The 20866-nt window shown below is 64.6% G+C and carries 22 protein-coding genes; 12 read left to right on the forward strand and 10 right to left on the reverse strand.

The features are described from left to right. Window positions 1–27: 27 nt before the first annotated feature. Window positions 28–792: an alpha/beta hydrolase gene (locus MA07_RS04215; protein ID WP_036347392.1), complete on the forward strand. Its 765-nt coding sequence runs from the start codon at window positions 28–30 to the stop codon at window positions 790–792. 58 nt (window positions 793–850) lie between these two features. Next, the gene (locus tag MA07_RS04220; RefSeq protein WP_036347394.1) at window positions 851–1342 is read left to right on the forward strand and encodes a class I SAM-dependent methyltransferase; all 492 of its coding nucleotides are present in this window, start codon (window positions 851–853) and stop codon (window positions 1340–1342) included. Between the two features lie 2 nt (window positions 1343–1344). On the opposite strand, the gene MA07_RS04225 is transcribed toward MA07_RS04220, so the two are convergent. Further along, window positions 1345–2145: an enoyl-CoA hydratase gene (locus MA07_RS04225; protein ID WP_036347397.1), complete on the reverse strand. Its 801-nt coding sequence runs from the start codon at window positions 2143–2145 to the stop codon at window positions 1345–1347. Between the two features lie 150 nt (window positions 2146–2295). Here MA07_RS04225 and cysE point away from each other — a divergent pair, with 150 nt between their 5' ends. The 3 genes from cysE to MA07_RS04240 all read left to right on the forward strand — a co-directional run bounded on the left by cysE (window position 2296) and on the right by MA07_RS04240 (window position 4025). Beyond that, a complete protein-coding gene (cysE, locus tag MA07_RS04230) occupies window positions 2296–3132 on the forward strand; it encodes a serine O-acetyltransferase (protein WP_036347433.1) in 837 nt (278 codons plus the stop codon). A 90-nt stretch (window positions 3133–3222) separates the two neighbouring features. After that, on the forward strand, window positions 3223–3435 hold the full coding sequence (locus tag MA07_RS04235) for a DUF3126 family protein (protein ID WP_027315475.1): 213 nt from the start codon (window positions 3223–3225) through the stop codon (window positions 3433–3435). Between the two features lie 59 nt (window positions 3436–3494). Beyond that, window positions 3495–4025 carry a gamma carbonic anhydrase family protein gene (locus MA07_RS04240; protein ID WP_036347402.1) on the forward strand — a complete coding sequence of 177 codons (531 nt, stop codon included), beginning with the start codon at window positions 3495–3497 and terminating at the stop codon, window positions 4023–4025. Window positions 4026–4181: 156 nt separating this feature from the next. Here MA07_RS04240 and MA07_RS04245 read toward each other — a convergent pair whose 3' ends face one another. Beyond that, window positions 4182–4865 carry a transglutaminase-like cysteine peptidase gene (locus MA07_RS04245; RefSeq protein ID WP_081928767.1) on the reverse strand — a complete coding sequence of 228 codons (684 nt, stop codon included), beginning with the start codon at window positions 4863–4865 and terminating at the stop codon, window positions 4182–4184. 282 nt (window positions 4866–5147) lie between these two features. Between MA07_RS04245 and MA07_RS04250 the strand changes: the two genes are divergently transcribed. Continuing rightward, window positions 5148–5963: a rhomboid family intramembrane serine protease gene (locus MA07_RS04250; protein ID WP_036347404.1), complete on the forward strand. Its 816-nt coding sequence runs from the start codon at window positions 5148–5150 to the stop codon at window positions 5961–5963. 136 nt (window positions 5964–6099) lie between these two features. Further along, entirely contained in the window at window positions 6100–6531 is a 432-nt protein-coding gene (locus MA07_RS04255; protein ID WP_036347406.1) for a CBS domain-containing protein, read from the forward strand. A 1-nt stretch (window position 6532) separates the two neighbouring features. Here MA07_RS04255 and MA07_RS04260 read toward each other — a convergent pair whose 3' ends face one another. The 4 genes from MA07_RS04260 to folE form a co-directional block, all read right to left on the reverse strand. Beyond that, entirely contained in the window at window positions 6533–7543 is a 1011-nt protein-coding gene (locus MA07_RS04260) for a patatin-like phospholipase family protein (RefSeq protein WP_036347409.1), read from the reverse strand. Between the two features lie 87 nt (window positions 7544–7630). After that, window positions 7631–8785 (reverse strand): MFS transporter, encoded by a 1155-nt coding sequence (locus tag MA07_RS04265; protein ID WP_036347411.1) that lies wholly within the window; start codon window positions 8783–8785, stop codon window positions 7631–7633. Between the two features lie 83 nt (window positions 8786–8868). After that, window positions 8869–9279 (reverse strand): phosphoribosyl-AMP cyclohydrolase, encoded by a 411-nt coding sequence (gene hisI, locus MA07_RS04270; RefSeq protein ID WP_036347413.1) that lies wholly within the window; start codon window positions 9277–9279, stop codon window positions 8869–8871. Between the two features lie 9 nt (window positions 9280–9288). Beyond that, window positions 9289–9924, reverse strand: coding sequence for a GTP cyclohydrolase I FolE (gene folE / locus MA07_RS04275; protein ID WP_036347414.1), 636 nt, complete (start codon window positions 9922–9924; stop codon window positions 9289–9291). Window positions 9925–10121: 197 nt separating this feature from the next. Between folE and MA07_RS04280 the strand changes: the two genes are divergently transcribed. From MA07_RS04280 to thrS, 3 genes are all read left to right on the forward strand, one after another. Then, window positions 10122–10568: an iron-sulfur cluster assembly scaffold protein gene (locus tag MA07_RS04280; protein WP_036347416.1), complete on the forward strand. Its 447-nt coding sequence runs from the start codon at window positions 10122–10124 to the stop codon at window positions 10566–10568. Further along, window positions 10569–10898 (forward strand): membrane protein insertion efficiency factor YidD, encoded by a 330-nt coding sequence (yidD, locus tag MA07_RS04285; protein ID WP_036347418.1) that lies wholly within the window; start codon window positions 10569–10571, stop codon window positions 10896–10898. A gap of 77 nt (window positions 10899–10975) precedes the next feature. After that, entirely contained in the window at window positions 10976–13021 is a 2046-nt protein-coding gene (gene thrS, locus MA07_RS04290; protein ID WP_036347419.1) for a threonine--tRNA ligase, read from the forward strand. 104 nt (window positions 13022–13125) lie between these two features. Here the strand turns inward: thrS and MA07_RS30715 are convergent, their stop codons facing one another. From MA07_RS30715 to MA07_RS04305, 3 genes are all read right to left on the reverse strand, one after another. Next, a complete protein-coding gene (locus tag MA07_RS30715; protein ID WP_244445152.1) occupies window positions 13126–14505 on the reverse strand; it encodes a CBS domain-containing protein in 1380 nt (459 codons plus the stop codon). A 106-nt stretch (window positions 14506–14611) separates the two neighbouring features. Continuing rightward, entirely contained in the window at window positions 14612–15481 is an 870-nt protein-coding gene (locus tag MA07_RS04300) for a hypothetical protein (protein ID WP_244445153.1), read from the reverse strand. A gap of 31 nt (window positions 15482–15512) precedes the next feature. After that, on the reverse strand, window positions 15513–17957 hold the full coding sequence (locus MA07_RS04305) for a YfhO family protein (protein ID WP_052002828.1): 2445 nt from the start codon (window positions 17955–17957) through the stop codon (window positions 15513–15515). Window positions 17958–18240: 283 nt separating this feature from the next. On the opposite strand from MA07_RS04305, the gene MA07_RS04310 reads away from it, so the two are divergent. Both MA07_RS04310 and MA07_RS04315 read left to right on the forward strand, forming a co-directional pair. Next, window positions 18241–18804 carry a nitroreductase gene (locus MA07_RS04310; RefSeq protein WP_036347422.1) on the forward strand — a complete coding sequence of 188 codons (564 nt, stop codon included), beginning with the start codon at window positions 18241–18243 and terminating at the stop codon, window positions 18802–18804. 65 nt (window positions 18805–18869) lie between these two features. Beyond that, window positions 18870–19478 (forward strand): flavin reductase family protein, encoded by a 609-nt coding sequence (locus tag MA07_RS04315; protein ID WP_036347424.1) that lies wholly within the window; start codon window positions 18870–18872, stop codon window positions 19476–19478. Window positions 19479–19730: 252 nt separating this feature from the next. Here the strand turns inward: MA07_RS04315 and MA07_RS28600 are convergent. Next, a protein-coding gene (locus tag MA07_RS28600) for an IS630 family transposase (protein WP_152568664.1) occupies window positions 19731–20788 on the reverse strand; the annotation gives its coding sequence in 2 pieces (ribosomal slippage) (window positions 19731–20296 and window positions 20296–20788; 1059 coding nt in all). Window positions 20789–20866: the final 78 nt, after the last annotated feature.

Genomic DNA, 20866 nt, shown 5'->3' on the forward strand with positions numbered 1-20866 from the left:
CTGGATTCCTCCAACGTCACCGGTTCCATGCGCTATTTCAATTCCAACGGCGTGAGCATCGCCTATGTCGACGTTCCGCCCCATGAGGGGCAGGGCGATCCGATCCTGCTGATCCACGGCTTCGCCTCGAACCACGCGGTGAACTGGGTCAACACCCTCTGGGTGAAGACCCTGACGCGGGCGGGATACCGGGTCGTCGCTTTCGACAACCGGGGGCACGGGGAGAGCGAGAAGCTCTACGATCCCGAGGCTTACAATTCCTATCGCATGGCGGAGGACGGCTGTCGGCTTCTCGACCATCTCGGCATCGAGCGGGCGGACGTGATGGGCTATTCCATGGGCGCGCGGATCACCGCCCATATGGCGCTCACGGCCCCGGAGCGGATGCGCTCCATGCTGCTCGGCGGCTTAGGCATCCATCTCGTCGAAGGGGTCGGCCTGCCGCTCGGCATCGCCGATGCCATGGAGGTGCGCTCCCTCGATGATCTCACCGATCCCATGCAGCGCATGTTCCGGGCCTTCGCCGAGCAGACGGGCAGCGACCTCAAGGCCCTGGCCGCCTGTATCCGTGGGTCGCGGCAGGCGCTGACCCGGGAGGAAGTCGCCTCCATCACGTTGCCGACCCTGGTCTCGGTCGGCACCAAGGACGACGTGTCGGGCTCAGGTCCGGAGCTCGCCAAGCTGATCCCGAACGCGACCGCCCTCGACATTCCGGGGCGAGACCACAACCTTGCCGTGGGCGACAAGGTGCACAAGCAGGGCGTGCTCGATTTCCTGGCGCAGCGTCCGTAAGGCACTTAACCTTGGCTTTGAAGGGCTCCTCCCCATATCCCTGCGGCAGGAGTGACGAATGACCCGACTCGATTCCGTGATCCGGCGCCTGACCGCACAGCGCGACCTCCTGAACTGGGCGGCCGAGGAAATCGGCCCGACCGGGCTCATACTCGAACTCGGCCTCGGCAACGGCCGCACCTACGATCACCTGCGAACCAGGCTGCCCGGCCGCGAGATCTACGCCTTCGAGCGCTCCCCGGCGGCCCACCCGGACTGCTACCCGCCCGAAGGGTACCTGATCGTCGGGGATATCTTCGAGACGCTGCCGGCCTTCATCGAGCGGGTGGGGCAAGGCTCGGCGGCACTGATCCACACCGACATCGGCACCGGTGACGAGGCGGCCAACCGGCAGCTTGCCCTGCGGCTGTCGCCCCTGCTCGATTCCCTGCTCCAGCCGGGAGGTCTCCTGATCGCCGACCGTGCCTTCGAGATGCCCTCCTGCACCGACATCTCGTCCCAGACGATCGTGCCCGAGGGCCGCTATTTCGTGTATCGGCGCGACGCCTGAGCCTACCTCCCGCTGAAAGCCGGCCTGCGCTTCTGCAGGAAGGCCTCGCGCCCCTCGACCGCATCCATGCTGTCGAAGCAGAGATCGGCAAGAGCCAGCGGATCGGCATTCGGGTGCCCGACTCCGACCGCGTCGTCGATGGCAGCCTTGGCAGCCCGGATCGTCAGGGGCGCGTTTTCGGCGATGCTCTCAGCGAGCGCCTGTGTGACTGCTTCCAGCTCGCCATCAGGAACCAGCCGCTGCACGACGCTCAATCGATGCGCCTCCTGAGCGCCGAGCCGCCGTGCTGTGAAGAACAGGTCCTTGGCGGCAGGAGCCCCGACGGCTGCGGTCACGAGCTTCATAGCGCCGGGAGGATATCCGACCCCGAGCCGCGCTGCCGGGATGCCGAAGATGGCGGTCTCGGAGGCAACCCGCAGATCGCACGAGAGGGCAAGGCCGAAGCCGCCGCCGAGGCAGAAACCGCGAATCATGGCGATGACGGGCTTGGAGCAATGGGCCACGGCCCAGAAGGCCGCCTCGTTGGCGGCCTCGTAGAGCCGCCCGCCCTCGGCATTGGCCCGTACCGTCGCGAACTCGGCAATGTCCGCCCCGGAGGCGAAGGAGGCCTGTCCCGCGCCCCTCAGGACGATCACCCGGACAGCCGCGTCCCGGTCGAGGGCCTCCATCAGTGAGGGGAAGGCCTTCCACATCTCCAGGTCCACTGCATTGTGCTTAGGAACATTGTCGATGGCCACGGTTGCAATGCTGCCGCTGAGGGAAACGGCAAGCTTGGACGTTGCTGGCGAAAAAGAGTAGGTCATGGCTCGTTTGGATCTGTAGTAAGGGCCTCGGCTTCTTATCTATGCTTGAGGCGATAGCGCGTCGTGCGGAAAAGTGGATCCGGTTTTCACTCACGCGGCCCTTTGGGTTCGGTCCGCACGACGCGCCAGCAAGGCCGGCAGGAGAACACCATGACACAGACGCGCCTGAAGCCGGGAGCCCCCGATGCCGTCGCCGGAAAGGTCGATCCGATCTGGGACCGCCTGCGCTCCGAAGCCGAAGCGATCATCCAGGCCGAGCCTGCCATGGCGGGCTTCGTCCTCAGCGCCATCCTGCACCAGCCAAGCCTGGAGGCTGCGGTGATCCACCGGGTCGCCTCCCGTCTTGGTCATGCCGCTGTGCCGGCCGACATCATCGAGCAGATTTTCCTCGAGGCTGTGGAGGACGACCGAACCATTGGGGCAGCCATGCGGGCGGACATCAGCGCGGTGCTCGACCGGGATCCCGTGGTCACCCGGGCCGTCGAGCCCGTGCTCTACTTCAAGGGCTTCCACGCCATACAGACCCATCGGCTGGCCCACTGGCTGTGGAAGAGGGGGAGGCAGGATTTCGCCCTCTACCTTCAGAGCCGCTCGTCCGAGGCGTTCCAGACCGACATTCACCCGGCAGCGCGCATCGGGCGGGGCATCTTCCTCGACCACGCCACCGGGCTCGTGGTGGGCGCCACCGCGGTCATTGAGGACAATGTCTCCATGCTCCAGGACGTGACCCTGGGAGGAACCGGCAAGGAGCGGGGCGATCGGCATCCCAAGATCCGACAGGGCGTGCTCATCGGCGCCGGCGCCAAGATCCTGGGCAATATCGAGATCGGCCATTGCGCGAGAATCGCCGCAGGCTCTGTCGTGCTCAAGCCCGTGCCCCATAATGCCACGGTGGCTGGCGTTCCCGCTAAGGTCATCGGTACGGCCGGATGCGAGGAGCCGGCCAGGTCCATGAATCACTGCTTCTCCGACACCGACGGAATCTGAGGACGGGATCCGTTCGGGACCTAACGGCGCTTGCTCGCGTTTGCCGGGCATGGCAATTGCAGCAAACGTGACAGTAAGAAAGGACCTGTAGTGGATAAAACCGAGATGGCTAAAGTCGAGCGCTACCTGCGCCAGACCTTTGCAAACCACTCGATCCGCGTCGTCGGGCGGCCGAAGAAGACCGACTCTGCGGAAGTTTACATCGGTGAGGAATTCGTCGGCGTTCTCTTCGTCGACGATGAGGATGGGGACCGTTCCTTCAACTTCACCATGGCGATCCTCGATACGGATCTCGAGGACTAGGCGCTTTTTCGCAGCAGACCCTCCCCAGGGTTCTGCTGCTTTTTTCTGCCGGACCATCGATGCCGATCTACAGCCTCGACGATACCGCCCCGACCCTTCCCGAACCCGGCCGCTTCTGGATTGCGCCGGACGCCCATGTGATCGGTAAAGTCCGGCTGGGGCGGGATGTGGGCATCTGGTTCGGCGCCGTGCTGCGCGGCGACAATGAGCTCATCGATATCGGCGAGGCCACGAACATTCAGGAAGGCGCGCTGCTGCATACCGACATGGGTGCGCCCTTGAGCGTCGGCCCAGGATGCACCATCGGGCACAAAGCCATCCTCCACGGCTGCACCATCGGCGAGAACTCCCTGATCGGCATGGGCGCCACAGTGCTCAACCATGCGCGCATCGGCGCCAATTGCCTTGTGGGCGCCAACGCCCTCGTCACCGAGGGCAAGGAGTTTCCCGACAATTCCCTTATCGTCGGCGCTCCGGCCAAGGCCATTCGGGTGCTTGATGCCGAGGCCATCGAGCGGCTTCGGTTGTCGGCCAGGAGCTACGTGGAGAACTGGCAGCGTTTCGCCCAAAAAATGAGGCGGATCGACTGATCCGTGGCGCATCGTGCGAGAAAGTGGATCCAGTTTTTCAGCTTTGAACGACGCGTTGAGCAAAAAAAGGCGGATCGGTCGATCCGCCTTAAGTCTTCTGACATCGATGGTGGAAAACGGAAAAGCGGGCGCCCGTGGACGCCGGCTTCGAAATTTTTAGCGGTTCGCGGTGGTGGTCGGCGACGAGATGATGCCGCCCAGCGAAACCCAGCCGATTGCGTCCTGGCTTTCGCGCTTGATGTAGACATAGCCGGTGCGGTGCCAGGGGAGGACCGAGGAGGTCTTGTTGTCGAGGACGAAGTCGCCGCGGCTGGTGCGAACCATCAGCACGGCATGACCTTCGCCGAGCTCGTCGATCACGACCGTCATGCGCATGGCCCGGCGGGGCAGGCCAGCCTCCACGAGAAGGCGGCGCTTCAGAAGCTGGAAGTCTTCGCAGTCACCCTTGCCATCATCCGGGAAGCCCCAGGTGTCCACAACGCCGAAGTGATCCGCGTCCGTCACGGCCTTGATGCTTGAATTCACGCGCTGGTTGATCGACACGATGGTCTTCCACGCCTGAGGCGTCAGCTCGATCTTGTCGGCCTCCGTCACGTCGACGGCGCACTCGGAGCGGTATTTCTCGCAGAACTGGGACCAGCCGAGAAGCGGCTTGGCAATTCCGACGCTCGAGATCGGGGCGCTGTTGGTGGGCAGGGATGCCAGGGTCTGGGCCTGAGCGGCAGCACCGGAAAACAGGAGGGAAAGCCCGAGGAAAACTGTTTTAATGAATTTGCCGGAAAATGCCGACTTCTCATTTGCGCCACAGAAAAGGCCGTTCTTGAAATAATCCTGCCGCATGCCCCACCAGCCGGTTAACGTTCTTTTAACCAAACTGACATGGTTACATTTTAGGCTCAAGCGGAAAGTAAAAGGTGAGTTAACGCGTCGCGCTTCACCCGGTTCCGTTATGGTTAACAAAAATTATCAAGGGCGCACGCCAGAGGCAACAGGGCTTCCTCTCCGTTAAGCTTGGTTGCTGCTAAGTAGTTGGTTTTTCTCGACCGGGAGGCCAAATAGAGGTTAGGTCCCACCAGCCTCCGGCCGGAGATTCCCGGCAGCCGCCTCATACAAAAGCATTACATGTCTCCACACCCGCCCCGTGCTCGTGAGCCGATTCTCAACCTTCCTGCCGTCATCAGCCTCTGCCTGTTGGCGCTGGTCGGCATCCACGCTGTTCGGCTGCTCCTCTCTGACGAATCGGATTTCATGCTGGTCATCGACTGGTCGGTGATTCCAGCTCGTTGGTCCGTGGCCTTCGGTGGCGTTCAGGTGGAGGACATCATGAGGCCCCTGCGCGAGGGCGTGGCGGAAGACACGATCACGCCTTTGATGGCCTTGGCTCAGTATGTTCTCGAAGGCCAGGAGGGCAGGCCCTGGACGGCCTTGTCTTATGCCTTGCTGCATGGATCCTGGGCTCATGTGCTGATCAACAGCGTCTGGCTGGCGGCCTTCGGGACGCCCATCGCCCGCCGTTGCGGCGCAGGCCGTTTCTTCATCCTGTCGGCGGCCTCGGCGATTGCCGGGGCGGTTCTCTATGTGATCATGAACCCTTTGCAGGTCCTGCCGATGATCGGAGCCTCCGGGGCCGTGTCCGGGCTCATGGCGGCGGCCTCCTGGTTCATGTTCGCCCCGGCCTCGTGGCACTGGGAGGGGCGCCTGACCCAGCCCCATGAGCGGCCCCGGGAGACCCTGGCGCATATGGCGCGCAACCGGCAGGTCCTGATCTTCCTCGGGATCTGGTTCGCGGCGAATTACGTGTTTGCCTTCGTTCAGCCCTTTGGGATTTCGGATGCGAGCATCGCCTGGGAGGCGCATCTCGGCGGCTTCCTCGCAGGGCTCGTTCTTTTCCCTCTCATCGACCCGCTTCCCGCACGAGCCAAGCGCATCTCGGCTTGAAACTGATGCGGTTTGCGCTGATCATCCGAGAGCTGACGTCGGGTTTTCGCCCAAAGTCGTGGGTGTTCGACCCAACCTCAGCCTGCGGATGCGAGGGCTGACGGTCCTTTGCCGTTCGCGCAACGGGAGGGAATCAATGATCGTCAATCACATTCTTTCGCTCAAGGGTCGCGACGTCGCGACCATCGAACCGAGCCGCACCTTGAGCGAAGCGGCCCGGGTTCTCGCCGAGCGCAGGATAGGTGCCCTTCTGATCGTCGATGGTCAAAGGCCCGTCTCGGGCATCATCTCCGAGCGCGACATCGTGCGAGCGGTTGCAAACCATGGCGCCAGGGCTCTTGAGGAGCCCGTCTCCCGTTTCATGACCGAAAAGGTGCTGACCTGTACGGGGGAGACACCCATCAACCACGTGATGGAGTTGATGACACAGCAGAAATTCCGGCATGTCCCTGTGGTCGAGGGCGGGCGCCTCGTCGGGATCGTGTCGATTGGCGACGTGGTGAAGGAGCGCCTCGAGGAGGTCGAGGCGGAGGCGACAGCGATCAAGGAATATATCGCGACAGCTTAAATCAGCGCGGCTGCGATTCCTGCAGCAGTTCGAGGATATCCGGCAGGGCACGCTCCGTGGCCTGCCGGCCCAGGGTGATGCATTCCTGAGCCCTGTGGAACTCGAACAGCCCCATCTTGGCGAGCTTCGGCGCGACCATGATGTCCGGCGGATCGCCGGCCAGCCGCGAGCGGGCAATGCGATCCTGGGTGATGTTGAAGGCGTCCACCATCACGGTGGCCATCCCGGGGGCATTGGGCTTGCTCTGCTTCTCGCCCCGGCTGCCCGGAAAGATGCCCCAGCGCCGCGGGGCTGCCTCGATCACCTCTTCGATTTCCTTCTCATCGCTCGACCCGGCATCGTAGGACTGGATGACCGTGCCGCGCACGCGGACCTCGCCGTTGAGGTTCACGCAGATGACGATGTCGGCCCCCAGGGCGCGGGCGGCGGTGATCGGAATCGGGTTCACCAAGGCGCCGTCCATGAGCCAGCGCCCGCCGATCAGAACCGGATCAAATACCCCGGGAAGGGCATAGGACGCGCGCATGGCCTGGACGAGGGGGCCGCGCGTCAGCCAGATCTCGTGGCCGCTCACGAGTTCGGTCGCGATGGTGCAGAACTTCATCGGCAGGGCCTCGACCCGCTTGTCGGTCAGGTCCCGGTCGAGGAGGCTCTGCAGGCGTCCGCCGGCGATGAGGCCCGCTCCGCTGAAATGGAAGTCGAGAAGGCCCATGACGCGCCGCTTGGTCAGGGAGAGGGCGAAGGCCTCCAGTTCGTCGAGCTTTCCCGCCGCATAGCAGCCGCCCACCACGGCTCCGATGGAGCAGCCGGCGATCACGTCCGGAACGATCCCAGCGTCCTCGAGAACCCGGAGGACACCGATATGGGACCAGCCCCGTGCCGCGCCTCCGCCGAGCGCCAGTCCGATCCGGGGTCTCGCCCGATGATCGCGCTCAACAGGTGCCTTGATGTCCGTCACTCCCCCACCGCCCCCTGAACCGGCACTGCGCCGGGCAATCCCGTCCCACAACATTGATCGACTCCAAGGCACTTTGTCCATTCATGCCGGCCTCGTGTGAAGCCCGCGTGAACATGCCCTCAAGTTTCAATTAGGACTGGTTCAGGAAAACTGAACAGTGGAGCGCTGAAGAGCCCTCTGCGACATTATGATGATGACGAAGGTGAAAACGATCAGCAGGCCGAGCATGGCACGCAGGCCGAAGACTTCCCCCCCAAAGCCGATCAGTGGCGGCCCCATCAGCAACCCGCCGTAGCCCAGCGTCGCCACCATGGCGACACCCATGCTGGGCGCAATGCCCTTCATCTGGCCGGCCGTGCTGAACAGGACAGGCACCGTGTTGGCCAGGCCGATGCCCACCAGGGCAAAGCCGATGGAGGCGGCCAGGGGCGAAGGCAGGATCATCGCCAGGGCAAGACCGACGGCCGAAAGCAGGCCGCCGAGCTGGAGGGTGCGCGTGCGCCCGAGATGGCGCACGGCCAAATCGCCCATGAACCGGCAGATCGTCATGGTAAGCGAAAAGGCGGCAAAGCCCGAAACAGCCGCTTCGAGGCTCGCACCGGCCACCGTCTGGAGATAGATCGCCGACCAGTCGACGATCGCGCCCTCGACGATGAAGCAGAACATGGCCAGCACCGCGAGGAGAATGACGGGACCGCGGGGCCAGGCGAAGCCGTGGCCCTCGGACGCCCTCTCCCTCTCGCCCATGGTCCAGAAGCCGGTTGCGAGGAAGAGCAGCCCCATTCCGGAACATGAGATCAGAAGCGTCGGGACAATGCCGACGTCGAGGGAGATGAGAAGGCCGGACAAAGCGGCTCCCGCCAGCCCGCCGAGGCTGAAGAAGGCGTGGAAGGACGACATGATCGCCGCCCCCCAGGCCTTCTCCACCACGGTGGCATTGGTGTTCATGGCAATGTCCATGGTGCCGTTGCAGGCACCGGCCACGAGGGCAGCGGCGATGAAGAGCGGCAGGCTCGGCGCGAGGCCCGGCAGGAGCAGGGCGGCCGCGAAGGAGAAGGCGGCGATGAGGGTCATGGTCCGGCTGCCGACCACGGCGACGGCCCAGCCGATCACCGGCATCAGGGCGACGGCGCCGAGCGAGAAGGCCAGGAGCCCAAGGCTGAGCTCCCCGTCGGAGAGGCCGAGCGACGCCTTGAACCGGGGAAGCTGTGCCGCCCAGGTGCCGATGCCGAAGCCGTTGCCGAAGAAGATGGCGCTCGCCGCCACCCGCGCGAGAAGAAGATCACGTCGAGTCATGCGGCGTACCTATCGCGGATGCCGACGCCGCGCACCTGTTTCCTGGTGGAGGGCTGCCTTGCTTTTCGAGAGGGCTGCCGCTCTCAGGCGGTAACGAGGCGCGGCTCGCTATTGAAGAGTTCGACCTTGCGGTAGAAACAGGAGCGGCGGCCCGTATGACAGCATCCGCCGTCGCCCGCGACCTTCACCTTCAGCAGGAGGGCGTCCTGGTCGCAATCGACCCGCATTTCCAGAACCGTCTGAACCTGCCCGCTGGTCGCGCCCTTGTGCCAGAGCTCACCGCGGGAGCGGGACCAGTACCAGGCCTCGCCGGTCGCAAGGGTCTTCGCCAGGGCCTCCGCATTCATGTGCGCGACCATGAGGATGTCGCCCGTCGCGGCATCCGTGGTGATGCAGGTGACCAGCCCGTCCGCTCCGAAGCGGGGAGACAGGGTGCTACCCTCCTCGAGCTCGGTCTTGGAGCCAGGGGGAGGGAACGGAGTCGATGCGGTCATGCGAGGGCCTCAGCCCCGGCCGTTGCGCACCAGGGTGAGGAAGCGCACCTGTTCGGCGGGGTCTTCCTTGAAGACACCGGTGAACTGGGTCGTCAAGGTCAGAGCGCCGGCCTTCTGGATGCCGCGCATGGACATGCACATGTGCTCGGCCTCGATCATGACTGCCACGCCGCGCGGCTCGAGCGCCTTGACCATGGCCGAGGCGATCTGGGCCGTCATGGTCTCCTGCGTCTGCAGGCGGCGCGCATAGGCGTCCACGAGACGGGCGAGCTTGGAGAGGCCGACCACACCCTTGGTGGGATAATAAGCCACGTGGGCCACCCCGAAGAACGGCACCATGTGGTGCTCGCAATGGGAGTGGAACGGGATATCGCGCACGAGCACGATATCGTCGTAGCCTTCGACCTCGTTGAAGACCTTGTCGAGGATTTCGGCCGGATCCTGGTCGTATCCTGAATAGAGTTCCCGGAACGCCTTGGCCACGCGCTTGGGCGTATCCTGAAGGCCCTCCCGCGTCGGGTCGTCTCCCGCCCAGCGGAGCAGGGTGCGGACGGCCGCCTCGGCCTCTTCCCGGGTCGGAGCCGCAACAGGCTTGTCCGCAACCGGATTCAGACGCACGGACAAGGACTTGATGGCATCACTCACGCAGGGGCCCCTTTCGTCACTCTTCAATTCAGGAAGCGACGCAGCTTCCAAAAATTTAAGCTTCTTCTCCGCTCGCCACTGGTGGGAGGCTCGTTGCGGGGTCAGCTAGCCTTAGATGGGTTCGATACCCATTTTGTGTATTAGATACCTATCCGGAGTTAAAGGGTATATTCCCAAACGTAATGTCACAGGCTTCTATGCTGAACGAGATTTACAGCCGGCGCATTCTCGAGCTTGCCGCCGATATTCCGCATCTCGGTCGCCTGCCCGACGCCGACGCTTCCGCGACGGCCCGGTCCAAGCTTTGCGGATCGACAGTGACGGTCGACGTGAAGCTCGACCGGAATGTGGTGACGGCCTTCGCCCACGACGTAAAGGCCTGCGCCCTGGGTCAAGCCTCCTCCTCGATCATGGGGCGGCATGTGATCGGCTCGACGGTGGAGGAACTTCGGGGTCTTCGCGAGACGGCAACGCACCTGCTCAAGAGCGGCGGTGAGGCACCCCTGGGTAAGTGGGAGGACCTCAAGGTTCTGGAGCCCCTGCGGGATTACAAAGCCCGCCATGCCTCCATCCTGCTCACCTTCGATGCCGTCGTGGATGCGATCAATCAGATCGAGGCGCGGCGGGACCAAGGCGGGGAATAAATGCCGAGCCCTGTTCAGAAGGCGGCCCATTGGGCCATCCGAGGCTACCAGTTGAGCCTGTCCGGGCTCATCGGCCGCCAGTGCCGCCATCTGCCTTCGTGCTCCGAATACACCGATGAGGCGATCCAGCGACACGGGTTCTGGCCGGGTGGCTGGATGGGCTTCGCTCGGATCTGCCGCTGCGGGCCTTTCGGCACCTCCGGGCTCGATCTCGTGCCTGAAACGTTGCCCGAGGGCTCCGGCTGGTATAAGCCGTGGGCTTATGGTCGCTGGCGGGGCGTCAACGCTCCCCGGGTCATCTGCGAGGCAGCCGAACCTGACGGCGGCTGATTTCGCCTTTCATCCGCAAACCGTCGGCCCCCGCTTACCTGCTCCGTTGGCAGGAGTGAGCCAGGAGATACTTTGACATGATTACCCTGACATTTCCCGATGGCGCCCAGCGCCAGTTTGAATCCGGCATCACCGGCCGCGAGATCGTGGAAGGCATCGCCAAGTCGCTGGCCAAGCGCACCGTCGCCATGGCGCTCGACGGCACGGTCGCCGATCTCGCCGATCCGATCAGCCAGGATGCCAAGATCGAGTTCCTCAACCGTGAAGACCCGCGTTCGCTGGAGCTGATCCGGCACGATTGCGCGCACGTGCTCGCGGAAGCCGTGCAGGAGCTTTTCCCGGGAACGCAGGTGACCATCGGTCCCGTGATCGAGAACGGCTTCTATTACGATTTCGCCCGCAACGAGCCCTTTACCCCTGAGGACTTCCCGGCCATCGAGGCGAAGATGCGAGAGATCATCGCGCGGGATAAGCCCTTCACGAAGGAAGTGTGGAGCCGCGACAAGGCCAAGCAGGTCTTCGCCGAGAAAGGCGAGACCTACAAGGTCGAACTCGTCGATGCGATCCCGGAAGGCCAGGATCTCAAGATCTACTCCCAAGGCCATTGGTTCGATCTCTGCCGTGGTCCGCACATGACTTCCACGGGCAAGATCGGCAACGCCTTCAAGCTCATGAAGGTGGCGGGCGCCTACTGGCGCGGCGACTCGAACAACGCGATGCTCACCCGCATCTACGCGACCGCCTGGGCCTCTCAGGAGGGGTTGGACAACTACATCCGCCAGCTCGAGGAGGCCGAGAAGCGCGACCACCGCCGCTTGGGCCGCGAGATGGACCTGTTCCACTTCCAGGAGGAGGGGCCGGGCGTCGTCTTCTGGCACCCGAAGGGCTGGACGGTGTTCCAGGAGCTGATCTCCTACATGCGCCGCCGCCTGAAGGGCACCTATCAGGAGGTCAACGCGCCGCAGATCCTCGACAAGTCGTTGTGGGAGACCTCCGGCCACTGGGGCTGGTATTCGGACAACATGTTCGCCGTGAAGTCGGCATCCGCCTTCCTGCGGCCGAACGATCCGGAGGCGGATCAGCGGCTGTTCGCGCTGAAGCCGATGAACTGCCCTGGCCACGTGCAGATCTTCAAGCACGGTCTTAAGTCCTATCGTGATCTTCCGCTGCGCCTCGCCGAGTTCGGCAATGTGCATCGCTACGAGCCGTCGGGGGCGCTGCACGGGCTGATGCGTGTGCGCGGCTTCACGCAGGACGATGCGCATATCTTCTGCACGGAAGAGCAGCTCGCGGACGAGTGCCTGAAGATCAACGACCTGATCCTCTCCACTTATGCCGATTTCGGCTTCGACGAGATCGTCGTGAAGCTCTCGACACGGCCTGAGAAGCGCGTTGGCACCGACGAAATGTGGGATCATGCGGAGGACGTGATGACCCGTGTTTTGAAGCAGATCGAGGATCAGTCGGGCGGGCGCATCAAGACCGCGATCAACCCGGGCGAGGGCGCGTTCTACGGACCCAAGTTCGAGTACGTGCTGCGCGATGCCATCGGCCGTGACTGGCAATGCGGCACCACGCAGGTGGACTTCAACTTGCCGGAGCGGTTCGGCGCGTTCTACGTCGATGCCGACGGCCAGAAGAAGACGCCCGTCATGGTCCACCGCGCGATCTGCGGCTCCATGGAGCGCTTCACCGGTATCCTGATCGAGCACTTTGCCGGGCACTTCCCGCTCTGGCTCGCACCGACACAGGCGGTGGTCGCCACCATCACGTCCGAGGGCGATGAATACGCCATGGAAGTGGTGCGCGCCGCCGAGGCGGCCGGCCTTCGCGTCGAGGCCGACCTGCGCAACGAGAAGATCAACTACAAGGTTCGCGAGCACTCGCTCGTGAAGGTGCCTGTGCTTCTCGTGGTGGGCCGCAAGGAGGCCGCCGAACGGACGGTCTCCATTCGTCGCCTGGGCAGCCCCGAGCAGAAGACCATGACTCTGGACGAGGCCCTGAAAGCACTCGCCGCAGAGGCCGTGACGCCGGACCGCAGGCGTGCTGCAAAGGCGGTATCCGAGCCGGAAGGCCACGCGATGCTCGACGGGCATCACGTGGTCGAGCGGACAGTGGCTTGAAATTTGTGTGAGTGACTAAAGGCGGTGCTTCCGAAAGGAGGCACCGCCTTTTTTATTTCTATGAACTCAACCTCATCCTGAGAGCAGACGCAGAGGAAACGGCCTCAGCTTGTCTGCCGCTGCCGCCCGGTCGTGCGCCCACCGGCTGCGGTAGCGGCTGCCGTTCCCGCCGTGCCGCTGCCGGGATTGCCTGTGGCGGCCCCCGCATCACCGGCCTCAGTGCCGGTAGCGTGGGTGCCCTGGCGCTGGCCAACCCGCAGATTGTTCTGCACATGGGCCACGCCCGAAACAGACTCGGCAAGGTCCTCGGCCCGGCGCCGCTCGTTGCGGTCGCGCACCGTGCCGGTCAGCGTCACCTCACGGTTCTGCACCTGCACCTCGATCTCCGAGGCATCGAGCATGGCATCGTCCGTGAGGCGTTCGCCGATATCCTCGCGGATGCGCTCGTCCGAGCGCTGGTAGCCTTTCGGGCCGCGGCCCTGGTGCTCGCCCCGGCGGACTTCGCCGCGGCTGGCGGTCGCGTCGTTGCCGAAGCGAGTGTTGCCGGGTCCCATGCCATAGTTGCTGTGATCGCGCCGTTCGTTCACGAGGCTCCAGGTGCGCTCGCGATCCTGCATGCGGCGATCCTCCTCGCTGCTGTCATCCCCCGGGCGAGCGCGCTCGCCCGTGATGGTCGAAGCGCCGTAGCGCGGAGGGTGAAAGCCCCTGCCGGCGGAGCCGCGGCCCGCGAACTCGTCGCCATAGCTCTGATAGCCGTCGCCGCCGAAGCCGCCGCGCATGCGGGAGTCGCGGGCGCCTTCCTGGCCGGGGTAGCCGAAGCTGCCGAAAGCGGCACGCACGTCGTCTTCCTCGCGGAAGCGGAACTGGTCGCGGCCTGGCCTGCGCGAGCGGTCCTCCTGGCCACGGCCTTGCTCGCGGTAATCATGCGGGCGGTGCCGGAAATTGTCGTCCCGGCTGGCGTCGTTCATGCGCCGCTCCAACTCGCGGCGTTCGTCGGCCGTCAGTCGAGCCTGTCCGCCGCCCCGGGTCTGGTCGGCGCGGGCGCTTGAGGGGGTGCCGGAGCGGTCGGGCTCGGACGGGGTGGAAATGCGATGCAGGGCGCGGGTGGCCTCGCCCTCCACATCGGTCGCCAGATCGCCGAGCGCCACGATGCCGACCAGGTGCTTGTCGCGGTCGACTACGGGCAGGCGGCGGATCTGGTGGTCGCTCATCAGCTGGACGATGTGGTTCACGTCGTCATCGTCGAAGCACCACCACACATTCTCGGACATGATGTCCCGCACGCGGGTGGTGTCCGGCGCGAGGCCGGCTGCCGTTGCCCGGACGGTGATGTCGCGGTCCGTCACCATGCCGCGCAGGCGCCGCCCGTCGCAGACGGGCAGGACGCCGACATTCATTTCATCCATGAGCCGTGCCGCTTCCTGGATGGTCCGGTCCGGACTCACCACGCGCACGTTGCGGGTCATGATCTCTGCGACTTTCATGAGCTTCCTCTCCTGCAAGGTCACGCCTTGGGAGTACGGGCTCATGCGCGGCGCGACCTGTCATTGGTGCTCGGTCAATGCCGCGAAGCCGGAAAGGTTCAGGACGTCAGGGTTTGGCGAGAACCTCGATATCGCGATCCAGCCCGCTCTCGATCTTGAACTCGCGGGTGTAGACCTTGCCCTCATGACGGGCGATCAGCACGTATTCGCCCTCGGCCAGCGTCACGGACGGGAACGCCCCGATGGCCTCACGGATCACGTCGCCGCCGGGGGTGAGTACGCTGAAGGCCGTGCCGGCGAAGGCTTCGCCGCCTTCGGATGCCACCAGCTTCATGGTCACGGTGGCGGCGCGATGGTTGAGGGTTGCCTCGGTGACGCGGCCCGACTCCACCTTCAGGTCGCTGCGCATGATGGCGTTGGCATCGCCGTAGGTGGACACGATGTGGTAGGTGCCCTCGGGCAGGCGGATCATGTCGTTCGCCTTGGCTTCGGCGATCACAAGCCTTCCTTCCGAGTTCTGCGCCTCCGGCACATAGACCGAGAAGGTGAGGCGATTGGCCGGAATGGGGCTCCCGCTGACCGCGCCCTTGAGCTGAAGGGCGCCGGCATTGATCGCGAGACGCTCGTTCAAGTTGCCGCGCTGCACGCTGATGCGCTTCGACGCGCTCGCGAACCCATAGGCCACATGGATGACGTAGTTGCCGGGCGAGAGGGTAAAGCTCGGCGCAGGAGCGGTGGAGCGGGCCACGATCACCGGCTGGGAGGCGTCCCCGCGATCTTCGTAGATCCGCCAGACGAGGCCGGAGCGGATCGGCTCGTTGCTTCCGGCAAAGGTCGCACCTGCATTCACCGTCACCTGTCCGATCGAGATCGGGGGCTGGTTTTGCGACATGGACGGCACGGCAGGGGACTGGGCCGACGCCGCGGACGCCGCCAGGAGAGCCAGAAAACAGAAAATCGAAGAGCGTGGGTTCACGGAAAAGAACATCGTTTCGAAGGATCGCCCGTCACCGGAGCGGAGCGACAATGGCCGTTTGAATCGGCTCGTCCTCGCTCTTCACGATATCTGATGCGGCTGCAACAAGATTCTCCAGGGACATCGGGCGGAAGTGAAACTCGACCCGGTGACGCCCCGGTCCGACTTCGACCCCGCGGAACAGGAGGTTGGCCCGCAGGATTGGGCGGCGCTCGCCGTCCACCCATGCTTCCCAACCCGGATAGTGGATGTCGTGCAGCACCAGCACGCCGTTCGCGCTGCTGTCGACCTCGATCGTGACCGAGTTCCGCTGGTAGCTGACGATGCGGGCTTCGCCCTTGGCCTGCTCCGGCTTGGAGCCGGCCGGGGCGTAGCGGGCCTTGAGGAGCGGCAGGCTCTCGTGGTCGATGAGGGCTTCCGTCTCGCGATTGAACTCCGGCAGCTCCTCCTCGCCGAGCATGGCTTCCGAATCCACCGGGCTGACGTGGTGGGCCATGTAGGCGCGCGGGCCGGAGGCATTCAGGCGGTAGATCCACATCCGCCCGGTGCCATAGACGACCTCCGCATCGGTCAGACGCGGGAAGTGACGCGGCAGCTTGTCGGCGGGGCGGTCGAGAACGATGTAATCGAGCCCGAGCAGGCTTGCGAGCTCGCATTCATAGCCGCGGAAGCTCGTTGGAAACTGGCGCAGGTTGGGGTCCTCCGCGTTCTCCCCTGGACCGATCGCCCGCTCGTAGTCGGCGAGACGCAACGGGTTGTAGCCGATGATGTCTTCGATGCCGAGAACCATGGAGGCATTCTGCCACGCTCCCTTCAGGCCGAGAATTTCCACCCGGGGATACTCGCCACGGGCGTTCCGCTCGGCGAGCTCGCGCTTGAGGATCTGAAGGCCCTGGAGCTGCTCGGGCGGCAGTTTGGTGAACACCGTGTAGCGCTCGGCCGGCTCCGCATTGAGGGCCGAGGCCGCGTGGCGTCCGATCAGCTCGGCCCCCGTCAATGTGACGAGCACGAGCGCCGTGGCTCCCCGCCAGTGCGGAGTGCCGCTCACCTTCGCAAGAGCAAGAACCGCTGCAGCCGCTGCAGCCAAGCTCACGCCGATTTCCAGGATGGCTGGGGAGACATGTCCGCCCTTGACCGCAAACGACAGAGCGCTGGCGATGGCTGCGACCACGAGACCCAGGGCGAGCAGGGGCGGGAGAGCCCAGAGGCGGCCGAGGGAGGGGCGGTTCCATCTCGGGAGCCCTTCCGCCGCATAGCGATGGACGAGATAGCCGCCGGCGAAGGCCAGGGCGATGTTGATGAGGAAGGTGGCGTCCGCCGGCCTGCGGTAGAGGTTCACGCCCGGCATGTGGTCGAAGATGACTTCGAAGCCGGGGGTGTAGCGCCCGAGGGCGTAGAGCAGGGCGGCCATACCGGTGACGAGGAAGAACCGGAACTCGCGGGCGAACAGGCGTCCGCCGGCGATACCGTGCCAGATCAGCAGGAGGGCCGGGATGGTGCCGATGAACAGGTAGTTCGTCGCCCGATCGGTCCAGGTTCCTTCCGCAAGGCTGTGCCAGTCTGGTCCCCAATAATCATAGGTCCAGCGCAGAGAGCCGAAGACATTGCCGAAAAGCACCGTCGCCAGGCTCTCCGGCGGCAGGGACCCCATGGCGGCCACGCCGAAGCCGAAGGACGGGCGCGTCGAGGTGGCGAGAAACTGCATCGTCAGGACGACGGGCACGGCCAGAAGCGCGGCGCCGATGGCTCCCATGGCAACTAGGAGCCCCAGGCGTGACCCGAGATAGGCGAGGGAGCGTGGAGCAGTCCAGATGCGGTGAACGGCGACGGCGATGAGGGTGAGGGCGCAAAGAAAAGCGACCTGATCCCGCCCGATGACCATCAGGACTGCGCTCAGCGCGAACAGAAAGCCATAACGGTAGGAGCGGCGGTCGAGCGCCTCCTCCAGGAGCCAGAAAGCCAAAGGGAAGAAGCCGTAGCTGAAGATCATGCCCGTATGCTGGAGCCGCGCCGTGGCCGAGCCCCCAAGCATGAAGACCAGCGCGGCCACTACGGCGCCGGCCGAGTGCCAGCCGCGCCGGCGGAAGATCGGCACGAAGGCGAGAGCGCCCGGGAGGAAATGGGCGAACACGACCACGTCGAAGAGCTGCATGGAGGGCTCAGGCACGAGCCATCCGAACAGCAGCATCGTGGGGGTGAACAGGAGGGACTGAGGGTCCGCCGCCGAGGGGTGGCCGCCGAAATGGTAGGGGTTCCAGAGGGGCAGTTCCCCATGGGCCAGGGCGGTGCCGAGATAGCGCAGGGTCGGATAGAACTGGTTCTTGGAATCCCATGGAACGACCGTGCCGGTCAGGGGCCAGACCGAGACGGCGAGCGCCCAGGCGGCCAGGATGAGGCCAAAGGCGACAAGCGTCTCGTGCCTCGACCACGCGGCGGGGGAAGCGGAACTATCGGGTCCGAAAATGGATGTCTGCATTGCTTTCAAGCGGCGCCGCCGGCTTGCCTCACCCGCTGGCCCTTAAGCCTGCTCGCGCAGGCTGCCGGGCCGCCAGGGTTGAAACCTGCTTGGCGTCTGACCGCACTCCCCCTATACATCCGCTGCTGTTTCTTCTGTGGCAGCGGTCCGCCCTTGGAACGCCTGCGCTCCCTCAAGCGCATCAAGACGGCGAGACGATGGCGGGCCTGGACCCGTCCTGCTCGCAGACTTGGTGAGCATCCACCTTCATTGTTCCACATTATCCACGCCGGATGAAGAGCCCATGAACGATACCCTTTCCCGCCTTCTGCAGCGCCGCTCCGTCCCGTCGCGCTGGTTGGGCGAACCGGGGCCGAGCGAGCCGGAGGTCGAGACCCTCCTGAAGGTGGCGTCCCGGGTGCCGGACCACGGCAAGCTGGTCCCGTGGCGCTTCATCCTGATCCAGGGTGAGGCCCGCCAGCGGCTCGGCGAAGTGCTGGCGGCGGCCTTCCAGGCGGACAACCCGGAAGCCGGGGATGACAAGATCGCCACCGAGCGGGAGCGCTTTGCCCAGGCACCTCTGGTGGTTGCGGTCGTGTCCCGCGTCGTGCCGCACGTGAAGATCCCCGACTGGGAGCAGGTTCTCTCGGCGGGCGCCGTCTGCATGAACCTGCTCAACGGCGCCACGGCGCTCGGCTACGGCGCCTCCTGGCTCACCGGTTGGGCCGCGTTCGACCGGCGGGTGCTCGACGCGCTGGGACTGAAGCCCGAAGAGCGGATCGCCGGCTTCATCCATATCGGCACGGCCAAGGAAACACCGACCGACCGGGACCGGCCCAGCCTCGACGACATCGTGACCCGGTTCTGAAATCTTTTGGTCCGCCGCAGGACATGCGGCGAACCGATGCCCACCTTGCCGGGATATGCTCCACGATGTTCTACGAAACCGCCACCAACGCCCATGGCCTGCCCCACGATCCATTCAAGGCCATCGTCACGCCCCGGCCCATCGGCTGGATCACCGCCATGAGTGCCAAGGGGGAGGTGAACCTCGCCCCCTATTCGTTCTTCAATGCCGTCTCCGAGCGGCCGCCCATGGTGGCCTTCTCCTCGGCCGGCAAGAAGGACGCGCTCACGTTCATCGAGGAGACGGGTGAGTTCGTCTGCAACCTTGCGACCTACGACCTGCGGGAGAAGATGAACCTCACCTCGGCTCCTCTCTCTCGTGGCGAGAACGAGATGGAGCATGCAGGCCTTGAGGCCGCACCGTCCCGTTTGGTGAAGCCGCCCCGGGTCGCCGAGGCTCCGGCTGCGCTCGAATGCAGGTGGCTCCAGACCGTGCCGCTCGAACCCCTCGGAGGCGGCGATCCATCTTACTATCTCGTGATCGGCCAAGTGGTTGGGATCCATATTGACGACCGCTACATCGTCGACGGCCTCGTTGACACGGCCGCCATGCGCCCTATCGCCCGCTCCGGCTACCGCGACTACTTCGTGGCCACCCCGGAAACGAAATTCTCCATCACGCGGCCTGGAGGCTGATACGCCCGGAGCGTCGGCTTCGCTAGGGCGTCAGACCCACAAGTGGAATGCCCTTTTGGGGTTCATCCAATGTTCCACTCCTTTGAAGGGTGCATCGCGTGGACTGGGCCAGGAGGCCGCACGACGCGCCGGCGCAATGCGCCGGCCGAGGACATGAAAAGGCCCGCGATGGTCTCCCATCGCGGGCCTTTCGTTTGTTCAGGCTCGGAACGTTGCCCGTATCAGACGATGAATACCAAGTCCCGCTGATCATCATTGGTGCGCCCACTCGCGCAATCCGATGGACATGATGGTCCAGGGCTGATCGATCAGCTTGTTCCAAGCCGCACAGCAGTGGTCAAGAATGTCAGTGTAGGACGTGAAGATCCGGTTGGAGATCCAGTTCTCTCTCATGAACTGCCAGATGTTCTCCACCGGGTTCAGTTCAGGCGCCTTTGCCGGCAGCGGCACCAGGGTGATGTTCGACGGCACCTTCAGTCTGGTTGAGACATGCCAGCCGGCCTGGTCGAGCAGCAGCACTGCGTGCGCGCCAGCTGCTACGGCCTGGGAGATCTCGGCCAAATGCAGCGCCATGGCCTCTGTCGTGCAGCGAGGGAGCACCAGCCCCGCTCCTTTGCCCTGGGCTGGGCAGATCGCGCCGAAGATATAAGCCGACGCAGTCCGCAGATCCCGTGACGCGGAGGGACGGGTGCCGCGTTTGGCCCAGCGCCGGGTGATCTTGTTCTTCTGGCCAATCCGCGCTTCGTCGGCAAACCAGATCTCTATAGGGCGGCCATCGGCTTTGTCCTTCGCGATCTCCTCCAGACGCGCAGGGAAGTCTTTTTAAAAACAGCCACGGCCGCTTCGCTCTTTTCATGATGGCGCGGGCGCGCGGACAGCTTACGGAAGTTCGGGGCCCGCAACTCACGGCTGAGCGTTTGTTTGGAGATCCGGATCCGGTACTCGTCCCAGAGCCACCGCATCAGGTCTGCCAAACGCCAACGCACCACCCCGTGGACGGCCGGGATCGGGCCGGCCTCGATCATCTCACTCAGGCGCAGTCGATGCTCGTGGCTTAAGATCGAGGGCTGTCCCGGCGCCTTCCCGTCCAAGAGCCCATCAGGTCCGTGGGCATTGAAGCGCAGCACCCAGTCCCGCACGGTCTGCAGGCCAACCCCGCCGATCTCGGCCGCTTGGGTGCGCGAGCCGCCCTCGTAGATCACCGCCAGGGCCAGCAAGCGGCGGGTCTGCGGGGCATCCTTGCTCCGGCGGGCAAGCTGGCGCAGGCGAACGGCATCGTAATCAGGCCGGAGGGCGACGGGAATGGACATGGCAAACCTCCTCGCTTGCCATGTTGAATCACATCTCAGGCGCTTTGAGACTGCGACGAGTCGCTCTCACCAGGACGT

Source organism: Microvirga sp. BSC39 (assembly GCF_000739015.1).
Lineage (GTDB): Bacteria > Pseudomonadota > Alphaproteobacteria > Rhizobiales > Beijerinckiaceae > Microvirga.

What these genes read in the sequence shown, in the direction of transcription:
- MA07_RS04215 (WP_036347392.1), top strand. Translation starts at nt 28, where the DNA reads ATGCGCTATTTCAATTCCAACGGCGTGAGCATCGCCTATGTCGACGTT.
- MA07_RS04220 (WP_036347394.1), top strand. Translation starts at nt 851, where the DNA reads ATGACCCGACTCGATTCCGTGATCCGGCGCCTGACCGCACAGCGCGAC.
- MA07_RS04225 (WP_036347397.1), bottom strand. Translation starts at nt 2,145, where the DNA reads ATGACCTACTCTTTTTCGCCAGCAACGTCCAAGCTTGCCGTTTCCCTC.
- cysE (WP_036347433.1), top strand. Translation starts at nt 2,296, where the DNA reads ATGACACAGACGCGCCTGAAGCCGGGAGCCCCCGATGCCGTCGCCGGA.
- MA07_RS04240 (WP_036347402.1), top strand. Translation starts at nt 3,495, where the DNA reads ATGCCGATCTACAGCCTCGACGATACCGCCCCGACCCTTCCCGAACCC.
- MA07_RS04245 (WP_081928767.1), bottom strand. Translation starts at nt 4,865, where the DNA reads ATGCGGCAGGATTATTTCAAGAACGGCCTTTTCTGTGGCGCAAATGAG.
- MA07_RS04250 (WP_036347404.1), top strand. Translation starts at nt 5,148, where the DNA reads ATGTCTCCACACCCGCCCCGTGCTCGTGAGCCGATTCTCAACCTTCCT.
- MA07_RS04255 (WP_036347406.1), top strand. Translation starts at nt 6,100, where the DNA reads ATGATCGTCAATCACATTCTTTCGCTCAAGGGTCGCGACGTCGCGACC.
- MA07_RS04260 (WP_036347409.1), bottom strand. Translation starts at nt 7,543, where the DNA reads ATGTTGTGGGACGGGATTGCCCGGCGCAGTGCCGGTTCAGGGGGCGGT.
- MA07_RS04265 (WP_036347411.1), bottom strand. Translation starts at nt 8,785, where the DNA reads ATGACTCGACGTGATCTTCTTCTCGCGCGGGTGGCGGCGAGCGCCATC.
- hisI (WP_036347413.1), bottom strand. Translation starts at nt 9,279, where the DNA reads ATGACCGCATCGACTCCGTTCCCTCCCCCTGGCTCCAAGACCGAGCTC.
- MA07_RS04280 (WP_036347416.1), top strand. Translation starts at nt 10,122, where the DNA reads ATGCTGAACGAGATTTACAGCCGGCGCATTCTCGAGCTTGCCGCCGAT.
- yidD (WP_036347418.1), top strand. Translation starts at nt 10,569, where the DNA reads ATGCCGAGCCCTGTTCAGAAGGCGGCCCATTGGGCCATCCGAGGCTAC.
- thrS (WP_036347419.1), top strand. Translation starts at nt 10,976, where the DNA reads ATGATTACCCTGACATTTCCCGATGGCGCCCAGCGCCAGTTTGAATCC.
- MA07_RS30715 (WP_244445152.1), bottom strand. Translation starts at nt 14,505, where the DNA reads ATGAAAGTCGCAGAGATCATGACCCGCAACGTGCGCGTGGTGAGTCCG.
- MA07_RS04305 (WP_052002828.1), bottom strand. Translation starts at nt 17,957, where the DNA reads ATGCAGACATCCATTTTCGGACCCGATAGTTCCGCTTCCCCCGCCGCG.
- MA07_RS04310 (WP_036347422.1), top strand. Translation starts at nt 18,241, where the DNA reads ATGAACGATACCCTTTCCCGCCTTCTGCAGCGCCGCTCCGTCCCGTCG.
- MA07_RS04315 (WP_036347424.1), top strand. Translation starts at nt 18,870, where the DNA reads ATGTTCTACGAAACCGCCACCAACGCCCATGGCCTGCCCCACGATCCA.